This window comes from Flavobacterium sp. H122 (genome assembly GCF_004959765.1).
Classification (GTDB): Bacteria; Bacteroidota; Bacteroidia; order Flavobacteriales; family Flavobacteriaceae; genus Flavobacterium.
Genome location: NZ_SJZD01000003.1, coordinates 351,842 through 369,112 on the forward strand (window position 1 = coordinate 351,842; position 17,271 = coordinate 369,112).

Annotated in this window: 15 protein-coding genes and 4 tRNA genes; 10 read left to right on the top strand and 9 right to left on the bottom strand. The window is 35.9% G+C overall.

Translation table 11 applies throughout. The annotated features are described in order from the left end of the window. Positions 1-52 precede the first annotated feature (52 nt). Positions 53-123 (top strand) — tRNA-Gln (locus tag EZM65_RS06945). Between the two features lie 93 nt (positions 124-216). Here EZM65_RS06945 and fbp read toward each other — a convergent pair. Beyond that, on the bottom strand, positions 217-1,224 hold the full coding sequence (gene fbp / locus EZM65_RS06950) for a class 1 fructose-bisphosphatase (protein ID WP_136667850.1): 1,008 nt from the start codon (positions 1,222-1,224) through the stop codon (positions 217-219). A 177-nt stretch (positions 1,225-1,401) separates the two neighbouring features. Between fbp and EZM65_RS06955 the strand changes: the two genes are divergently transcribed. The 6 genes from EZM65_RS06955 to EZM65_RS06980 all read left to right on the top strand — a co-directional run bounded on the left by EZM65_RS06955 (position 1,402) and on the right by EZM65_RS06980 (position 8,786). Next, a complete protein-coding gene (locus EZM65_RS06955) occupies positions 1,402-2,223 on the top strand; it encodes a M48 family metalloprotease (protein WP_136667831.1) in 822 nt (273 codons plus the stop codon). A gap of 2 nt (positions 2,224-2,225) precedes the next feature. Further along, positions 2,226-2,696, top strand: a complete 471-nt coding sequence (locus tag EZM65_RS06960) for a GNAT family N-acetyltransferase (protein ID WP_136667832.1) — start codon at positions 2,226-2,228, stop codon at positions 2,694-2,696. A gap of 88 nt (positions 2,697-2,784) precedes the next feature. After that, on the top strand, positions 2,785-4,038 hold the full coding sequence (locus EZM65_RS06965) for an aspartate kinase (protein WP_136667833.1): 1,254 nt from the start codon (positions 2,785-2,787) through the stop codon (positions 4,036-4,038). Positions 4,039-4,168: 130 nt separating this feature from the next. Beyond that, positions 4,169-4,651, top strand: coding sequence for a hypothetical protein (locus tag EZM65_RS06970; RefSeq protein ID WP_136667834.1), 483 nt, complete (start codon positions 4,169-4,171; stop codon positions 4,649-4,651). Between the two features lie 87 nt (positions 4,652-4,738). Then, positions 4,739-8,140, top strand: a complete 3,402-nt coding sequence (locus EZM65_RS06975) for a hypothetical protein (RefSeq protein ID WP_136667835.1) — start codon at positions 4,739-4,741, stop codon at positions 8,138-8,140. Between the two features lie 64 nt (positions 8,141-8,204). Next, positions 8,205-8,786: a hypothetical protein gene (locus tag EZM65_RS06980; protein ID WP_136667836.1), complete on the top strand. Its 582-nt coding sequence runs from the start codon at positions 8,205-8,207 to the stop codon at positions 8,784-8,786. A gap of 112 nt (positions 8,787-8,898) precedes the next feature. Here EZM65_RS06980 and EZM65_RS06985 read toward each other — a convergent pair. The 4 genes from EZM65_RS06985 to EZM65_RS07000 form a co-directional block, all read right to left on the bottom strand. Continuing rightward, positions 8,899-8,973 (bottom strand) — tRNA-Val (locus tag EZM65_RS06985). A gap of 32 nt (positions 8,974-9,005) precedes the next feature. After that, a tRNA-Val gene (locus EZM65_RS06990) sits at positions 9,006-9,080 on the bottom strand. A 32-nt stretch (positions 9,081-9,112) separates the two neighbouring features. Continuing rightward, positions 9,113-9,187, bottom strand: a tRNA-Val gene (locus tag EZM65_RS06995). A gap of 84 nt (positions 9,188-9,271) precedes the next feature. After that, on the bottom strand, positions 9,272-10,501 hold the full coding sequence (locus EZM65_RS07000) for a folylpolyglutamate synthase/dihydrofolate synthase family protein (protein WP_248574831.1): 1,230 nt from the start codon (positions 10,499-10,501) through the stop codon (positions 9,272-9,274). Positions 10,502-10,644: 143 nt separating this feature from the next. Here EZM65_RS07000 and EZM65_RS07005 point away from each other — a divergent pair, with 143 nt between their 5' ends. Then, positions 10,645-11,358: a MotA/TolQ/ExbB proton channel family protein gene (locus tag EZM65_RS07005; protein ID WP_136667837.1), complete on the top strand. Its 714-nt coding sequence runs from the start codon at positions 10,645-10,647 to the stop codon at positions 11,356-11,358. Further along, the gene (locus EZM65_RS07010; protein WP_136667838.1) at positions 11,339-11,737 is read left to right on the top strand and encodes a biopolymer transporter ExbD; all 399 of its coding nucleotides are present in this window, start codon (positions 11,339-11,341) and stop codon (positions 11,735-11,737) included. The genes EZM65_RS07005 and EZM65_RS07010 overlap by 20 nt, the downstream gene beginning before the upstream one ends. A gap of 85 nt (positions 11,738-11,822) precedes the next feature. Here the strand turns inward: EZM65_RS07010 and EZM65_RS07015 are convergent, their stop codons facing one another. The 4 genes from EZM65_RS07015 to EZM65_RS07030 all read right to left on the bottom strand — a co-directional run bounded on the left by EZM65_RS07015 (position 11,823) and on the right by EZM65_RS07030 (position 15,898). After that, positions 11,823-12,740 carry an energy transducer TonB gene (locus EZM65_RS07015; protein ID WP_136667839.1) on the bottom strand — a complete coding sequence of 306 codons (918 nt, stop codon included), beginning with the start codon at positions 12,738-12,740 and terminating at the stop codon, positions 11,823-11,825. 111 nt (positions 12,741-12,851) lie between these two features. After that, positions 12,852-14,078 (bottom strand): Glu/Leu/Phe/Val dehydrogenase dimerization domain-containing protein, encoded by a 1,227-nt coding sequence (locus EZM65_RS07020; protein WP_136667840.1) that lies wholly within the window; start codon positions 14,076-14,078, stop codon positions 12,852-12,854. Positions 14,079-14,174: 96 nt separating this feature from the next. Continuing rightward, positions 14,175-14,753: a chalcone isomerase family protein gene (locus EZM65_RS07025; protein ID WP_136667841.1), complete on the bottom strand. Its 579-nt coding sequence runs from the start codon at positions 14,751-14,753 to the stop codon at positions 14,175-14,177. 68 nt (positions 14,754-14,821) lie between these two features. Further along, positions 14,822-15,898, bottom strand: coding sequence for an anhydro-N-acetylmuramic acid kinase (locus tag EZM65_RS07030; protein WP_136667842.1), 1,077 nt, complete (start codon positions 15,896-15,898; stop codon positions 14,822-14,824). 91 nt (positions 15,899-15,989) lie between these two features. On the opposite strand from EZM65_RS07030, the gene EZM65_RS07035 reads away from it, so the two are divergent. Further along, positions 15,990-17,129: an acyl-CoA dehydrogenase gene (locus tag EZM65_RS07035; protein ID WP_136667843.1), complete on the top strand. Its 1,140-nt coding sequence runs from the start codon at positions 15,990-15,992 to the stop codon at positions 17,127-17,129. Positions 17,130-17,271: the final 142 nt, after the last annotated feature.

The following is a 17,271-nucleotide window of genomic DNA, read 5'->3' on the forward strand; positions in this document are numbered from 1 at the left end:
GCACTCGCATTAAGGAATTAACGGAAACGCTAAAGATAAAATGCAGGTTTAATGGTCCATGGTGTAATGGTAACACTACGGTTTTTGGTGCCGTCTTTCTAGGTTCGAGTCCTAGTGGACCAACAAAAAAGCTCTGAGAAATCAGGGCTTTTTTTATGAAATAATTTTATGAAATTGATTAAAAATAAAAGGAGCTCAATTTTGAGCTCCTTCTTTTTATTTGTTCGTTTCCATGAATTCTTCGGCTTTTTCCACCATGTTTTGGCTTCCGCAAAAGAAAGGAACCCGTTCGTGTAATTCACTAGGTTGGATTTCCATAATTCTACTGTATCCGTTAGATGCTTTCCCACCTGCTTGTTCAGCTATAAATGCCATAGGATTGCATTCGTATAATAAACGTAATTTTCCTTTTGGAGCTTTTGAGCTTGTAGGGTATAAATAAATACCGCCTTTAATCATGTTTCTATGGAAATCAGAAACCAAGCTGCCTATATAACGTGAAGTATAAGGACGGTCGCCTTCTTCTTTCTGGCAGTATTTTAAATAATCTTTTACGCCTTGCGGGAAATGAATGTAGTTTCCTTCGTTTATCGAATAGATTTTCCCGTCTTTCGGGAACTGCATATTAGGGTGCGATAAATAGAAAGTTCCTATAGCTGGGTTTAAAGTAAATCCGTTTACCCCGTGTCCAGTAGTATAAACCAACATGGTTGATGTGCCGTAAATTACATATCCTGCTGCAACCTGATTAACACCCGGTTGTAAAAAGTCTTCTAATTGTACAGGTGTGCCCACAGGTGTGATTCTTCTGAAAACAGAGAAAATTGTACCTACAGAAACGTTAACGTCTATGTTTGAAGAACCGTCAAGAGGATCCATTAAAACCACATATTTGTTGTTGTGGCTGTTGTCAGAACCGGCAACAGTAATAAAGTCGTCGTTTTCCTCACTTGCAATACCACATACAATTTCGCGGTTTATTAATGTCTGGATAAAAACTTCGTTGGCATAAACGTCTAATTTTTGCTGGTCTTCGCCTTGTATGTTTTGGTCTCCTGCCGCACCTACTATGTCTACTAGTCCAGCTTTATTAACTTTATAGTTTACAACTTTTGCTGCTAAACGAATTGAGTTGATGATTCTTGATAATTCACCTGAAGAATATTGAAAGTCACTTTGTTTTTCAATAATAAATTCCCCAAGGGTTTTGTTGCGTTCTTCCATTGTCGAAATCGATGTAGTTAGTGGCACAAATATCCTAATTTATTTTCAAAAAAAGATATACTTGATTTCTATTTTGTGCGTTCTGAAAATGTGGTATTAATTAACAAAAAACTTATAAACAGGTTGTTTTTATCACTTGAAGTTATTTTATCTTTGTTGAACATAAAAAATATAATCATGGAAATTAAAAAGTTGGTTTGTTCTGTTTTTTTGTTAGGGGCATGTTCTTTAAATGCTCAGATTAACTTAGGTGAAAAAGCTGTCGGGGCTTTGCAGAAAGGGGTGGCCAGTTTTACCTTCAGCGATGAGGATGCCGCTACTTTATCAAAAGAGGCTGTAGCCAAAATGGATAAGGAAAACGTAGTTGCCGGTCCTAAAGATCCGTATACTATAAGATTGAATAAGCTTTTTGGTAAACATAAAAATGAAAACGGACTAGTACTTAATTATAAGGTTTATAAAACAAAAGAGGTGAATGCTTTTGCAACTGCCGATGGAAGCGTAAGGGTTTTTAGTGGTCTGATGGATATTATGGATGATAATGAGCTATTGGCTGTAATAGGTCATGAAATAGGTCATGTGGCTAACCATGATTCACGCGATGCCATAAAAGCGGCTTATAGAAATGAGGCAATAGTAGATGCTGTTGGGTCACAATCTGATAAAGTGGCTAAAGTGACAGACAGCCAATTGGGAAAAATAGGAAATGCATTAGTGTCAAGTGCTCACAGCCGTCAGCAGGAAAGTGATGCGGATTTGTATTCGTATGAATTCATGAAACGCAATAAATATAACGTGAATGCTGTGGAATCGGCTTTTACAATTTTAGCCAAATTGAACGAAGGAGGAGAGTCAAACTTTATTACAAAAATGATGAGCTCGCATCCGGATCCTAAAGACCGTGCTTTAAAGGCTAAAGAAAGAGCTGTTGCGGAAGGGTTGTATAAGCCATATGTGAAAGCGGTAAAAAAGAAAACAACTACAAAAAAGAAAAAATAATTATGATTATCCGTAAAGGTACTCCTGCAGATATGGGAGCCGTTCTTGAGCTGATTAAAGAATTGGCTGTTTATGAAAAGGAACCTGAAGCAGTTGTAGTAACTGTTGATGATTTAGTTCGTGATGGTTTTGGTGAAAACCCTCTTTTTTACACTTTTGTTGCAGAAATTGAAGGAAAAATTATTGGGATGGCTTTGTACTATTATCGTTATTCTACCTGGAAGGGAAAAACCATTCATCTGGAGGATTTAATAGTAACCGAATCCATGCGTGGAACAGGAGCGGGCTTTGCTTTGTATAAAGAAATAATCAGTCAGGGAGAAAAAGACAATGTCCGCCGCATTGAATGGAATGTTTTGGACTGGAACACTCCTGCGGTTAATTTTTACGAAAAATCCGGTGCAAGAGTTTTGTCGGATTGGCGCGTCGTTCACATGGACGAAAAAGGAATTGAAGAGTTTTTAAAAAATTAATATATATAATCTAGTCACTCAAAGAGCAGTAGAAGAATTTTACAATAATTCCTCTAACTGTCTCAAATGACAAAAAGGTAGTAATAAAATGAAAATTTTCAAATTTGGCGGTGCATCAGTAAAAGATGCTGCAGGCGTTAGAAATGTTTTTGACGTATTGCAAAAAGTAGGTTATGAAGAAGTATTGCTTGTGGTTTCTGCAATGGGAAAAACCACAAATGCTCTGGAAGAAGTAATCAAGCATTATTTTGAAAAGTCGCCTAAGTTGAGTGCATCTATCCAGGAAGTTAAAAAATACCACAATCAGATACTGTTGGATTTATTTGAAGATGAAAGTCATGAGGTTTTTTATGATGTGAATGAGCATTTTGCTGATTTTGAGTATTTTGTCAGAAGCAATAAATCGCCTAATTATAATTTTGTTTATGACCAAATTGTGAGTTACGGTGAAATTATTTCTACAACGATTGTTTCTCACTATATGAATTATAAAGGTATTCAGTCACAATGGATTGATGTGCGTAATTATATTAAAACGGACAATAATTACCGCGACGCCAATGTTGATTGGGAAATAACACAAAAAGCCATTTCTAAAATCGCTAAAAAGAAACAGCTCTTTGTAACGCAAGGATTTTTAGGTTCTGATGAGAATGGATTTACCACTACTTTGGGCCGTGAAGGATCTGATTATACAGCCGCAATTTTTGCCTATTGTCTAAATGCTGAAAGCGTGACTATATGGAAAGATGTACCAGGTGTTATGAATGCTGACCCGCGTTATTTTGAAAATGCAACGCTTTTAAATCAAATATCCTACCGTGAGGCTATAGAGTTGGCGTTTTATGGAGCAAGTGTAATTCACCCAAAAACGTTGCAACCTTTACAGCGTAAAGAAATTCCATTGTATGTAAAATCATTCGTAAATCCGTTGCTGCCTGGGACAAGTGTTTCAAAAGGTGAAGATTTAGAACCGAAACTGCCTTGTTTTATTGTAAAAAAAGGGCAATTGCTGTTGTCGCTCTCTTCGATTGATTTTTCTTTTATCATGGAAGAAAATATCAGCGAAATATTTGGTTTGCTTCATAAGTACAAAATCAAGGTCAGCCTGATTCAAAATTCAGCGATCAGTTTTTCGGTTTGTGTGGAAGATAAATACAATCATTTCAATGAACTGGTGAAAGTACTTTCTAAAAAGTTTAAAGTGACCTATAATGAAAATGTTTCGCTTTATACGGTACGTCATTTTGATGAAAAAGCGATGAAAATGGTTGAAAAAGATAAAAATGTACTGCTTCGTCAAATGAGCAGGGAAACTCTGCAGGTAGTGACTAAGGAGTAAATTCTTACAAAATAATAGTAAAGCAGACACGAATTCTATTTTTTCAGTATAATTTCTTTATATTTAATGTTTAACTGTTTTGTTTTCAGTAAATATGGGGAGTTTTTTGAAAATAAAATTCGTGTTTTTTTTGTTGCTTATTTTTCAGCTTACAAATGCGCAGGAAAAGCGTATCAGGGTCTTTGAAAAAAAAGCGGAAGGGGATGTTTCGGTAAAAACAGCGGGTAAAAATCTGCATTTGATTGTTTTTCCTTTGGGGAGACAGATTTCTTATATCATTGTAAACCAAAATAAATCTTGGGAAGTTGATGAGGTGAATCTTCAGGAATGGAAGGAATTGCCCGGCAATACTCTTGTGGTTGTCCAGTCTGTGGAAGAAGAAGCCGTAAAAAATGTAAAGACGCAGCCCAGCCCGATACTTTTAAGCAATTTTACTTTTCATGAATTTAAACAACTGCCTGACAAAGAAATTGTAAATTATGTCATTTCATGGTCAATGAATACTCTTTATGCAGGTGACAGCAGCATTCAGACTTCAAAAAAAATTGTGAGCAGTAATTGTTGTGATAAAGGTACCTGTTCTATTCTGGTTTCCGTTGAAAAAAAAAAATGATAAAATACATTTAATTTCAGCAGTCAGATAGCTTTTAGTGTATTAACCATATTTGCAATATCTTTGAGCTTTTGGAGTTTATAATTTATGTTGCAAAGGCAATTTAATCTTTTCTTAATTTTATTCTTTTTGCCGCTAATTTCATTAGCACAGGAAACTCCGTACCAATTAAAAAAAATTATTGCTGACAGGGATTCAATTAAAATTGACAGTGTAAGTATTAACTCGGCTTTTTTTAAAGTTTTAGACAAACAAAATACTGCTGTTGATTCTACTTTGTATCAAATCGATTTTGCAAAAAGCACATTATATCTTAAGGAAGGTTTTCCTAAAAGTGACACAATCATTATCAGATATCTGAAATTCCCTGATTTTTTGACAAAAGAATATTCTATTTATGATAAAAACAGAGTGGTCGCATCTTCGTCTACAGGGACATTATATAAGTCATCTACAGAAAATTTTTCAAAATTTAAACCTTTTGACGGATTAAATACTTCGGGGAGTATAACACGGGGTGTGACTATTGGTAATAATCAAAATGCAGCAGTAAATTCAAATTTAGATTTGCAGATAACAGGTAAATTATCTGATAAAGTTAGTATCCGTGCCTCATTGCAGGATGCGAATATTCCTTTGCAGTCAGGAGGCTACTCACAAAAACTGGATGAATTCGATCAGATTTTCATTGAATTGTTTTCAGATAAATGGAATGTTCGCGGCGGTGATTTGTTTCTGGAGAACCGAAGATCCCGGTTTTTGAATTTTAATAAAAAAGTACAGGGGTTATCCACACAATTTCAGTTTGGCAAACCCGAAAATAAAACAGATGTTTTTGCTTCAGGAGCCATCGTAAGGGGGCAATATGCAAAAAGTACTTTTGTAGGGCAGGAAGGAAATCAAGGGCCGTATAAGCTCCGTGGTCCTAACGGGGAGTTGTATGTTTTGGTTATTTCAGGTTCTGAACGGGTTTATGTTAACGGAATACAGTTGACCCGTGGAGAGAACAATCAATATGTTATTGATTATAATGCCGGGGAAGTGACTTTTACTTCGCTCTTTCCCATAACTTCCGAAATGCGTATTACAATCGAATACCAGTATTCTGAACGAAGTTATACGCGGTTTGTAGCTTATGGAGGCGCACATCACGAAAATGAAAAATGGAGTTTAGGTGGTTTTGTCTATTCTGAAAATGATATAAAAAATCAGCCGTTGCAGCAAAATCTTTCAGCAGACCAGGCGCAGATTCTTGTAAACGCAGGGGATAACCCTTCATTAATGACGAGTCAGTCAGCAGTTGAGGAGGCGTATGATATAAACAAAATTCAGTATAGGAAAACAATTGTCAGTGGAGTTGAGATTTTTGAGCATTCCACAAACGAAACGGATGTTTTGTATAATGTGAAGTTTACTCTGGTTGGTAAAAATCTGGGGAATTACAGAATTCTGTCTGTTGTGGGCAATGGAAGGATTTATGAATATACAGCTCCGGTTGACGGTGTGCCTCAGGGAGATTATGAGCCCATTGTGAAATTGGTGGCTCCAACTAAACTGCAGATAGCAACATTGCTTGGAAAATACAGTCCCAATGAAAAAACCGCTCTGGATTTTGAAATAGGAATAAGCAGTAATGATAAAAATTTATTTTCCGGGATTGATGATAATGACAATAAAGGGATTGCCGGTAAATTAAATTTCAATCAACTGCTGTTGTCAAAAAAGTGGAAGGTATCGGCGTTTGGAAATGTACAGTTAATACAAAAGAATTATAAAACGGTGGAAAGACTGTTTAATATTGAATTTGACCGTGACTGGAATCTGCAGAGTCCATCAGGTAATCAAAGTTTAACTGTAACCGGTTTGCAATTTGAATTGCCTCAAAAATCGAATTGGCGTTACCAATATGAGAATCTGAATTTTTCAGAAAGTTTTTCCGGTAATAAACATGGAGTTTACGGGTTTTATAAATTCGGCAATTGGTCATTTACTAATGAAGGCAGTTATATGAAAAGTAACAGCACTGTTGCAGATTCCAAGTTTTTAAGAAATAACGCCGGTGTAAAATATAATTTTAAGAAAAATTGGGTTGGAGGCAGTTTTAGAACCGAAGATAATCAGGAAAGAATAAAATCATCCAATGAATTGTCAGGGTTAAGTCAGCGTTTTAATGAATGGGGAGCTTTTGTTGGTCGGGGAGATTCAACAAAGGTTTTTGTGGAAATAGGAATGCTCCAGCGCGTAAACGATAGTCTGCAGGACGGAGAATTAAAAAGAGTCAACAGGTCACAGTCTTATTTTTTTAAATCAAAACTGATACAGACGGTGAAAAGTGACTTGTCGGTTTTCATTAATTACAGAAATCTGAAATACGAAGACAGCCGTGGGAATGAACCTTCGCTAAATTCAAGAGTTTTATACAATGACCGTTTTTTTAAGCAGTTTGTTCAAATTACATCTGCTTATGAGACAAATTCGGGTTCCATTGCGCAGCAGGAATTCAGTTTTCTCGAAGTAGAGTCAGGCAGAGGAGTGTATGCCTGGAACGATTACAACAATAATGGTATTCAGGAACTTCAGGAATTTGAAATTGCACCTTTTCCTGATCAGGCTAAATATATAAAGGTCTTTTTGCCGAATCAGGTTTTTGTAAAAACCCATCAAAATAAGTTTTCCCAATCAGTAATTCTTAATCCGTTGATCTGGTTAAACGGAAAAGGGTTTAAAAAAGTGCTTTCTCATTTTTATAATCAAACATCGTATTTAATTGATAGAAAAATAAAAAGAAGCGGCAGTAATTTTGACCTGAATCCATTTGCTGCTAACGAGGAAAATTTACTTGGTCTTACTTCAAGTTTTAAAAACAGTTTGTTTTATAACAGAGGAAAACAAAAACATTCGGTTACATACACTTTTGTTTCAAATCGTTTGAAAAGCTATTTGGTTTCAGATGCCCTTGTGAATAAAAACAGCAATCACCAACTCCTTTATGTTCATTTGTTAAAGAAAACATGGTTGTTCACGGTATCAACATCCATTTTTAACAGTAAAACAAGTTCTTTTAATTATGCGGCCAGAAATTTTGATTTGAAAGGAAACCAGAGCGAGGGTAAAATAGGGTATTTGTTTTCAAAGAATGCAAGCTGGGACGTTTTTTATGAATTTCAGGCTAAAGAAAATACTATAGGGAATTTTGAAAAGCTGGGACAAAATAAATTTGGTACTTCTTTCAACTGGGTTGCCGGCAAGCAATTTACCATGAATGGCGAAGCAGCGTTTGTGAATAATAATTTTTCAGGTGATCCGTTTTCTCCTGTCGGATTCCAAATGATGGAAGGGCTTCAGAAAGGGAAAAATGGTCTTTGGCGTTTATTGCTGCAAAAAAACCTTACACAGTATCTGGACATAAATCTTAATTATCAGGGAAGAAAGAGTGAAACTTCTAAAGCTGTCCATACAGGCAATATTCAGTTAAGAGCTTATTTTTGATTTTCGGAACGGTTTTTGTAAAAAAAGTAGTATTTTTAAGTATTAACAATTTAACATTAACATTATGAGGAAGTTATTTTTATTATGTTTTGTTTTTGTTCTTTCTAATTCTATTCTTGCTCAGGAAACAGAAACCAAAACAATTGAGAAAACCAAAGCTAAAACTGAAAAAGCAAAGACCACTGCTAAAAAGGCTGATGCCAAAGTGAAAGATGAGGCCGATAAAGCTGGATCTGCAGTCAAAAAGAATAAGACTGAAGCAAATAAGGCCGATGCCAAGGTGAAAGACGAAGCTGATAAAGCTGGATCTGCAGCAAAAAAGGCTGGAAAAGATGCTGATGATAAAGCGAATAATGCTTCAGCAAAAGGAAAAGAAAAGTCGGCATCAGGTAAAACCAAAGCAGCAGTCAATAAAGCAGATGCCAAAGTAAAAAATGAATCAGATAAAATAAAGACTGCTGCTAAGCCTAAAGTTGTTAAAAAAGAAAGAGAAACTGCAGAAAAAGCAGATTTGAATACTAAAGATAAAGTGATTGGGAAGTATAATGATAAAAAAGTTTTTCAAGGCCCCAGAGGAGGTAAGTACTATATCAATAAAAATGGAAATAAGACTTATATAGATGATGATAAATTAATTATTAAGTAAAATAGAGCATGGCAAACAAATGCCGGACTCTATTTTTATAGATTTCTTAAAAAGTGTTATATTCTGAAGATTGATATAAATAAAAAAAGCACTCATTTGAGTGCTTTTTTTGTGGGCGATGAGGGGTTCGAACCCCCGACCCCCTCGGTGTAAACGAGGTGCTCTGAACCAGCTGAGCTAATCGCCCGATAATTCTTTTTATCAGTATATTTTTTTTTGTGGGCGATGAGGGGTTCGAACCCCCGACCCCCTCGGTGTAAACGAGGTGCTCTGAACCAGCTGAGCTAATCGCCCGATAATTCTTTTTATCAGTATATTTTTTTTTGTGGGCGATGAGGGGTTCGAACCCCCGACCCCCTCGGTGTAAACGAGGTGCTCTGAACCAGCTGAGCTAATCGCCCAATAACATTGGAAGCATATCTTCCGTTATTGTGGGTGCAAATATAGGACAGTTTTTTATATCTGCAAACAAAAAATGAAAAAAATTACACAATTTCTGCAACAACAAAGGTGCTGCCACCTATGTAAATGAAGTCTTTTTCGCTTGATTTTGCTAATGCCTCCTTGTAAGCTTCTGAAACAGAGTTTGATACTTTGTTGTTTGTTAATCCGTGATTGTTCGCTTTTTCCTGTAAGATTTTTGCATCCAAACCACGCGGAACATCGGGTTTGCAGAAAAAATAATAGGCATCTTTTGGGAAAAGAGGTAAAATGTCGTCTAAATCTTTATCATTTACGACTCCTAAAACAAAAAACAGATTTTCAAATGGCTCTTTTTGGATTTGGTTTAAAACAATTTTAAGACCATGGCTGTTGTGTGCTGTATCGCAAATTGCTTTCGGATTCGAATTAATTTGCTGCCAGCGTCCTAATAAGCCGGTATTTTCAACTACATTAAGAAGTCCTTTTTTTAGATGCTCCTCGGTTATTGTAAAATGTTTATTCAGGATTTTAATCGTTTGGACTGCTGTTTTTTTATTGTGAAACTGATAATCGCCCAATAGACCGCAGGGATAATCTTCTTTTATTACATCGGAAGCAAAAAAGATTTCCGAATCAGTTTCTTTGGCTTTGTCAAGAAAAACTTTTTTTGTTTCCGGCAAATATTCGCCTATAACCACAGGAATATTCTTTTTTATTATTCCGGCTTTTTCTGTAGCTATTAATTCGATAGTGTTTCCTAAAAACTGAGTATGGTCGAAACCAATATTTGTTATAACAGATACCAAAGGAGTGATGATGTTTGTTGAATCCAACCGGCCGCCTAAACCTGTTTCAATCACAGCGGCATCCACTTTTTCTTTGGAGAAATAATCAAAGGCTAACCCCACAGTCATTTCGAAAAAACTCAAATGATTCTGCTCAAAAAATGATTTGTTGTTTTCTATAAAACCTACAACAAAATCCTCGGAAATCATTTCGTCGTTTATTTTGATTCTTTCTCTGTAATCTTTTAAATGTGGTGAAGTATATAATCCAACTTTATAGCCTGCTTCCTGTAAAATTGAAGCAATCATGGAAGATGTTGATCCTTTTCCGTTAGTGCCTGCAATATGTATGGTTTTTATTTGTTTTTCAGGATTACCCAGATGATTGGCTAACAAAATTGTATTGGTCAAATCTTTTTTATAGGCGCTGGCACCTTGCTGCTGGTACATAGGTAATTGAGCAAACATCCAATTGATCGTTTCTTGATATGCAGTGTTTTTTGGCATGGTTCTCGATAAATGTTAAACAGAAACAGATTAACTTTAACTTATAGGTCTAAAATAAAAATCAAAAATTTTAGTTTAATAAGGTATAGTTTTATCTTTAGTGCAAAATTGAGATAAAATTTAAAATAAATAAAGAATAATTTATGATTGGATTTTTATTGCAGGCCCAAAATGATACTGTTGCAAAGGCTGCTGGAGCTGTTGTTGAAAATATAGCTCCCAATACGGAAATTTCAGTGTTGGAATTTATTTTTAAAGGTGGTTTTTTTCTTATACCTATCGCGGCTTTATTGTTTTATACTATTTATGTAATTATTGAGCGTTTTTTGTATATCAAAAAAGCAACGAAACATGACCCTCATCTGTTGAAAGATATCCGTACTCATTTGAATAATGGAAGTATTGATCTGGCAATCACTGCAGCTGAAAGAGATGGAGCGGCATCTGCCAATGTGATAAAGGAAGGAATTCAGACTATTGGCCGTCCGATTGCTGAAATAGAATCAAATATGGAAAAAGTTGCTAATATCGAAATTGGTGAAATGGAAAAGAAACTGGCGACACTTGGACTTATTGCAGGTATAGCGCCTACTTTAGGGTTTATTGGGACTATTTCCGGGGTAATTAAAATTTTCTACAGTATTTCGGTAACTGAAAATATCAGTATTGGTAATATTTCCGGAGGTTTATACGAAAAAATGATTAGTAGTGGTGCCGGTTTGATTGTAGGTATTGTGGCTTATTCGGCCTACCATTTGTACAATAGTATGATTGATAACTATTCGTTGAATATGCAGCGTCACGTGTTAGAGTTTGTTAACATAATTCAGAGACCAAATGCCAATACGAAGAAATAAACGATTTCAAGCCGAAGTCGCTACGAGTTCGTTGAGCGACATTATGTTTTTCCTGTTATTGTTCTTTTTGATTATTTCAACTTTAGCGAATCCGAATGTGATTAAAATGACGTTGCCAAAATCGAAGAATAATGAGAAAACGAATAAACAGTTGGTGAGTCTTTCTGTAACAGAAGAGAAGCGTTATTATTTGGATAAGCAGGAAGTTCCGTTTGAGGAACTGGAAAAACAGCTCTTGTCTAAAATAGGAGATAATAAAGAACAGGCTGTTGTAGTTCGTATTCCTTATAATTTACAGGTGCAGGACTTGGTTGATGTGCTGCAGATAGGAGTAAAGAATAATTTGAAGTTTGTGATTGCTACGAATGCAAGCAAGTAAAATTTCAAATCACAAATAAAAAATCCCAAAACTTAAAAAAGTTTTGGGATTTTTTATTTTGAATAAGTTTTAAAGACTTGAGTTGTTAATTCAAACTAAAGCTGTAAATAATTTTTCCAACCTGTCTTTCAGGAGCATCAGCGCTGGCCTGCCAACGGGTGTTCATTGCTGCTATTTTGGCCTGACTTAAAAGGCAACTGGCTAAATTTGTAGTACCGCGTACCCCCGGAACTGCGTTGATGGTGTTTCCGTTTTTGTCAACCGTTACTTCAACAACTACTTTTCCTTCTTCGTTACAGGTATAATTAGGCTGCGGTTTGGATAAGGCTTTTCTGTTTCCTAAGGAATATCCTATTCCACCGCCACTGCCGCTTCCTGAGCCTCCGCCGGAACCTGATCCTGATCCGCTTCCGGTTCCTGTGCCGTTTCCGGTTCCTGTACCACCACCTTTACCGCCTCCGGAACCACCGCTTCCGTAGTAATCGTTTGAGCCTAGGCTTCCGTTGGTTTTTCCTTTGTTGCCTGAACGGGAATCATCACCGTCGCCGCCTTTTTTGGGACCGCCAAGAATATTTGATAAGGCATCATTGGTGTTTTTTGAAACCTTAGGTTTGGTTTCAGCTACTGGTTTTGGGTCTATTTTAACTTTTGGCTTAGTAATCTTTACCGGAGAAGTTTTTTTTGGGATTGCCACAGCGTCCGAAGCATCGTTGTCTTCAGAAATGATGTCTTCATCCGGTTCTGTCTGAGATGCGGCAGTTTTGACAGTTTTAACGTCCAGCTCTTCACTTTGAAAGTCTTTCCCGGAACCAAAATCGCTGTTGCCGAAATTGATTGTAACACCTCCGCCACCGCCACCGCCTGCAAGCATAGCCAGATCCTTGTCATTGGCCGGTGGCCAAAAACGTATAAAAAACAAAATCAGCAGAAAAAGGGCGTAAATCACAACGGTTAAGATTAGTGATTTACGTTTTTCTTCTGCTGATAATTCTAATGTTCTCATAATATTGTTCCTCTTGACAATAATAGTAACGAAAATACTATTTTTTTGTTATCCTGAAAGAACAAAAACAAGAATTATACCATTCTTCGGCAAGCTCAGAAACCGAAATTCTTAAACAAGTTGTTTAAGGGCAATTTCAAAAGCTCTTGCGCTGATGTTCTTTTTGTCAGAACCGGCTTCGTAAGTTTTCTGGATTGCTTTTTTAATAACGTCTGAAGTGTCATTGAAAATAGCTTCGTCGGTCATTTGTACTTTACGTTCCATGAAGTAAGCAAAAACTCTTGCCATACCGCAGTTTGAAATAAAGTCAGGAATTAAGCTTACTTTACTGTCAGTTTCTTCCATGATTGGTCCAAAGAAAATTTCTTTGTCTGCAAAAGGAACATTGGCACCGCATGAAATTACTTCCAATCCGGAAGCAATCATGTTGTCAACCTGTTCTTTCGTAACTAATCTTGAAGCGGCACAAGGTGTAAAAATTTCAGCACCTAAAGACCAGATTTTAGTGTTGATTTCGTTGAAAGGAATCATTTGCTCAGAAACCAGTTTGTTTCCGTCTTTGTTTAAGAATAATGTTTTGATTTCTTCGAATGAAAAGCCGTTTTCGTTGATTAATCCGCCGTCTCTATCGATAATACCGACAACTTTAGCTCCCATTTCAGCCAGATAAAAAGCGGCTGCTGATCCAACATTTCCAAATCCTTGTACGATTGCTTTTTTACCAACCACGCTTCCGCCGTAAATGTCATAAAAATGACGCACAGCCTGTGCTACACCATAACCGGTAATCATATCGGCAACAGTGTATTTTCTATTAATGTCAGGAGAGAAAGTGGTGTTTTCAATTACTTTTACAACACCTTGACGCAATTGTCCTATGCGGTTGATTTTGTCTGCTTCTGTTGGTTTGAAATGACCATTGAAGACACCTTCCTGAGGATGCCATACACCGCATTCTTCAGTCATAGGGATTACTTCATGAATTTCATCAACGTTTAAATCACCCCCGGTACCATAATAGCTTTTTAAAAGCGGGGAAACGGCTTTGTACCAGCGTTGTAAAACTTCTTTTTTGCGGGAATCATTAGGATCAAAATTGATTCCTGATTTTGCGCCGCCTATTGCTGGTCCGGAAACTGAAAATTTCACTTCCATAGTTTTTGCCAGCGAAAGTACTTCGTTCATATCAAGTCCTTTACGCATACGTGTACCGCCTCCTGCCGCGCCACCGCGTAATGAGTTGATTACTGTCCATCCTTCTGCGTCAGTTTCAGGATCTTTCCAATGGAAAACTACTTCTGGTTCTTTATTTTCAAATTTCTTTAAAAGCTCTTTCATGGTTTTTATAGTATTGTGTTATTCAAAAAAAAGTTGTGCAAATTTAGCAAAACTACTTGCTAAATTGCACAACTTTTAAATTTATTGATTTTTAAATTATTGGATACCTAATAATTCTTTTTTCAAATCTTTATCTACCGGGTTTTCTGAAAGCCAAATTCCAAATAAAGCCATTTTGAAATCAGTTCCTTCGATTTTTCCTTTCAATTTTTCGTTTTTTGTAACATAAACAGTATTTTCAAGAGGGCTGTATGATAAAACAAACACATCTCCTTTTACTATTTCGTCATCAAAAAAGCTTTTAAAGGTGTTTATTTTGGGTTCAAGTTGCTTTAAGTTATCTCCGCAAGATTTCTCAAAGCCATTTTCAAATGCTCTTTTGAATTTGTTTGCGGTTACTAATTTAGATATTATTTCAATACGAATTGCCATATCGGTCTCATTGTCTAGAATGAACTTTGCATCTTGAGATAGTGTTGTAAGATAAAGTGCCTGTACATAAACATCAACCCATGCTTTTGCTCTTGTTCCAAATCCATTCAGTTGTACTTTTTTTCCGGAATTTACTTCGATTGTTCTTGGTACAACTACGCCGTCTAGTTCAAATTGTGTTTGGGCATTAATTTGTAAAAAACTACTTACAAATAACAGAAGTGTAAAAAATGATTTTTTCATATTTGTGAAAATTAGGGTGTGCAAAATTAATTTTTTCTTTAATTATATTAAAATAAAACTTAAAAAATTTATTTTTCACAAACCTCAAAAATTATGCCAGACGAATGATCATGTTTTGCACCTGTAACGCTTGAGAGTGTATTTACTTCGTTTCTGAGCTTTAAAACACCAAGCAAACCGAAAATCAAAGCTTCTTTAAATTCAATTGTTTTTATGTCCGGTACAATTATTTTTAAAGGTTCTGTATACTCTTTAATTTTTTCAATAAGAAAGGAATTGTATGCCCCGCCTCCGGTAATAAGCATCTGTCCTTGTTTAACAGGCAGAGCATTTGCAATTTGAACAGCAATATGCTCAGTAAAAGTTCTTAATTTATCTTCTGTTGAAATTTTGTAATTTTCAATTAGCGGGATTATTGTTGTTTTTACAAATTCAAAGCCCAGCGATTTAGGATAATTCTGTTTGTAAAAGGCAAGACTGTTTAAATGAGACAGCAGTTTTTGATCAATACTTCCCGAAGCTGCTGTTTTGCCATTTTCGTCATACTTTAATCCTTTTTTTTCTGCATAAAAATTTAAAACAGTATTTACAGGGGAAATATCAAAAGCTATTCTGTTTCCGTTTTCTTCGAAAGATACATTTGAAAATCCACCTAAATTTAAACAATAATCATAATCAGAAAATAAAATCTGATCTCCAATAGGTACTAAAGGTGCTCCCTGACCTCCCAGTTGGACATCCTGTACTCTAAAGTTACAAATTACTTTTTGATTAACCAACTTTGAAATGATGGGAAGATTGCCTATCTGAAGTGTGAGTCCGTTTTGAGGCTGATGCAGAATAGTATGTCCGTGCGTGCAAACGGCGTCTATGTTTTTTAACTCATATCTGTTTATAAAGAATGTGATTATATTGGAAAGTTCTGCCGTATATTCTGTATCTAATTTTTCAAGGTCATTTTTGGGAAGGTTTATACCGTTTTTGAGTTTTTCAACCCAAATATCTGAATAGGGTACAGTTTCACATTCCTTAATTTTATAGGTCCATTTATTATTTGTTACCGAAAAAAAAATATGAGCCAGATCCACTCCGTCCAACGAAGTTCCTGACATTACTCCGATAACGTTATAGTTTTGTTTTTCCATACTTCAAAATTAATTAATCTTGTTGATAAATAAGTATAAATAACTATATTTGGGGACTTTAAAATTCAACAAACAAAATCGCAGAAATACAATGAACTTTAATTTAAGTGAAGAGCATTTAATGATTCAGCAGGCAGCAAGAGATTTTGCTCAAACTGAATTATTGCCGGGAGTAATTGAAAGAGATGAACATTCTACATTCCCTGCAGAGCAAGTAAAAAAAATGGCTGAACTGGGTTTCCTGGGGATGATGGTTGATCCAAAATACGGAGGAGCAGGTTTGGACAGTGTGTCTTATGTACTGGCAATGGAGGAAATTGCTAAAATAGATGCTTCAGCAGCAGTGGTAATGTCTGTAAACAACTCATTAGTATGTGCAGGTTTGGAAAAATTTTGTAATGAAGAACAAAAAATGAAATACCTGATGCCTCTTGCAAAAGGAGAGGTTATTGGTGCTTTTTGTTTGTCTGAACCTGAAGCAGGATCCGATGCTACTTCGCAAAAAACTACTGCAATCGACATGGGCGACCACTATTTGTTAAATGGTACAAAAAACTGGATTACAAATGGAGGAACTGCATCTACATATATTGTTATTGCTCAAACTGATATTGAAAAAGGACACAAAGGAATTAATGCATTCATCGTTGAAAAAGGATGGGAAGGTTTTTCTATTGGTCCAAAAGAAAAGAAAATGGGTATCAGAGGATCTGACACGCATTCTTTAATGTTTTCAGATGTAAAAGTACCAAAAGAAAACAGAATCGGTGAAGATGGATTTGGATTTAACTTCGCTATGGCGGTATTAAACGGCGGCCGTATTGGTATTGCTTCTCAGGCTTTAGGTATTGCATCTGGAGCTTATGAACTGGCATTGAAATATTCTCAGGAACGTGTTGCTTTCAAAAAACCAATTTTCCAACACCAGGCTATTGCTTTCAAATTAGCTGATATGGCAACGCAAATAACAGCGGCTAGAATGTTATGTTTTAAAGCAGCTTGTGAAAAAGATGCCGGTCAGGATATTTCACATTCAGGAGCTATGGCTAAATTGTTTGCTTCAGAAACCGCTATGAATGTTACTGTGGAAGCAGTTCAGATTCATGGAGGTAATGGATATGTAAGTGAATACCATGTGGAGCGTATGATGCGTGATGCAAAAATTACTCAAATTTATGAAGGAACTTCAGAAATCCAGCGTATTGTTATTTCGAGAGGTTTAGTGAAATAAATCATTGAAGATATATAATAAAAGAAGTCCCGATTTTTGTCGGGACTTTTTTAGTTAAATGATATTAGTTAATTTCTAGAAAGGATTTTTTTGATACTCATTCCTCTGCTGGTCATTACTTTTATAAAGAATAGCTGACCTC

Coding starts and splice junctions, on each gene's coding strand:
- fbp (WP_136667850.1), bottom strand. CDS start 1,224: ATGGAAGAACGCAACAAAACCCTTGGGGAATTTATTATTGAAAAACAA.
- EZM65_RS06955 (WP_136667831.1), top strand. CDS start 1,402: ATGGAAATTAAAAAGTTGGTTTGTTCTGTTTTTTTGTTAGGGGCATGT.
- EZM65_RS06960 (WP_136667832.1), top strand. CDS start 2,226: ATGATTATCCGTAAAGGTACTCCTGCAGATATGGGAGCCGTTCTTGAG.
- EZM65_RS06965 (WP_136667833.1), top strand. CDS start 2,785: ATGAAAATTTTCAAATTTGGCGGTGCATCAGTAAAAGATGCTGCAGGC.
- EZM65_RS06975 (WP_136667835.1), top strand. CDS start 4,739: ATGTTGCAAAGGCAATTTAATCTTTTCTTAATTTTATTCTTTTTGCCG.
- EZM65_RS06980 (WP_136667836.1), top strand. CDS start 8,205: ATGAGGAAGTTATTTTTATTATGTTTTGTTTTTGTTCTTTCTAATTCT.
- EZM65_RS07000 (WP_248574831.1), bottom strand. CDS start 10,501: ATGCCAAAAAACACTGCATATCAAGAAACGATCAATTGGATGTTTGCT.
- EZM65_RS07005 (WP_136667837.1), top strand. CDS start 10,645: ATGATTGGATTTTTATTGCAGGCCCAAAATGATACTGTTGCAAAGGCT.
- EZM65_RS07010 (WP_136667838.1), top strand. CDS start 11,339: ATGCCAATACGAAGAAATAAACGATTTCAAGCCGAAGTCGCTACGAGT.
- EZM65_RS07015 (WP_136667839.1), bottom strand. CDS start 12,740: ATGAGAACATTAGAATTATCAGCAGAAGAAAAACGTAAATCACTAATC.
- EZM65_RS07020 (WP_136667840.1), bottom strand. CDS start 14,078: ATGAAAGAGCTTTTAAAGAAATTTGAAAATAAAGAACCAGAAGTAGTT.
- EZM65_RS07025 (WP_136667841.1), bottom strand. CDS start 14,753: ATGAAAAAATCATTTTTTACACTTCTGTTATTTGTAAGTAGTTTTTTA.
- EZM65_RS07030 (WP_136667842.1), bottom strand. CDS start 15,898: ATGGAAAAACAAAACTATAACGTTATCGGAGTAATGTCAGGAACTTCG.
- EZM65_RS07035 (WP_136667843.1), top strand. CDS start 15,990: ATGAACTTTAATTTAAGTGAAGAGCATTTAATGATTCAGCAGGCAGCA.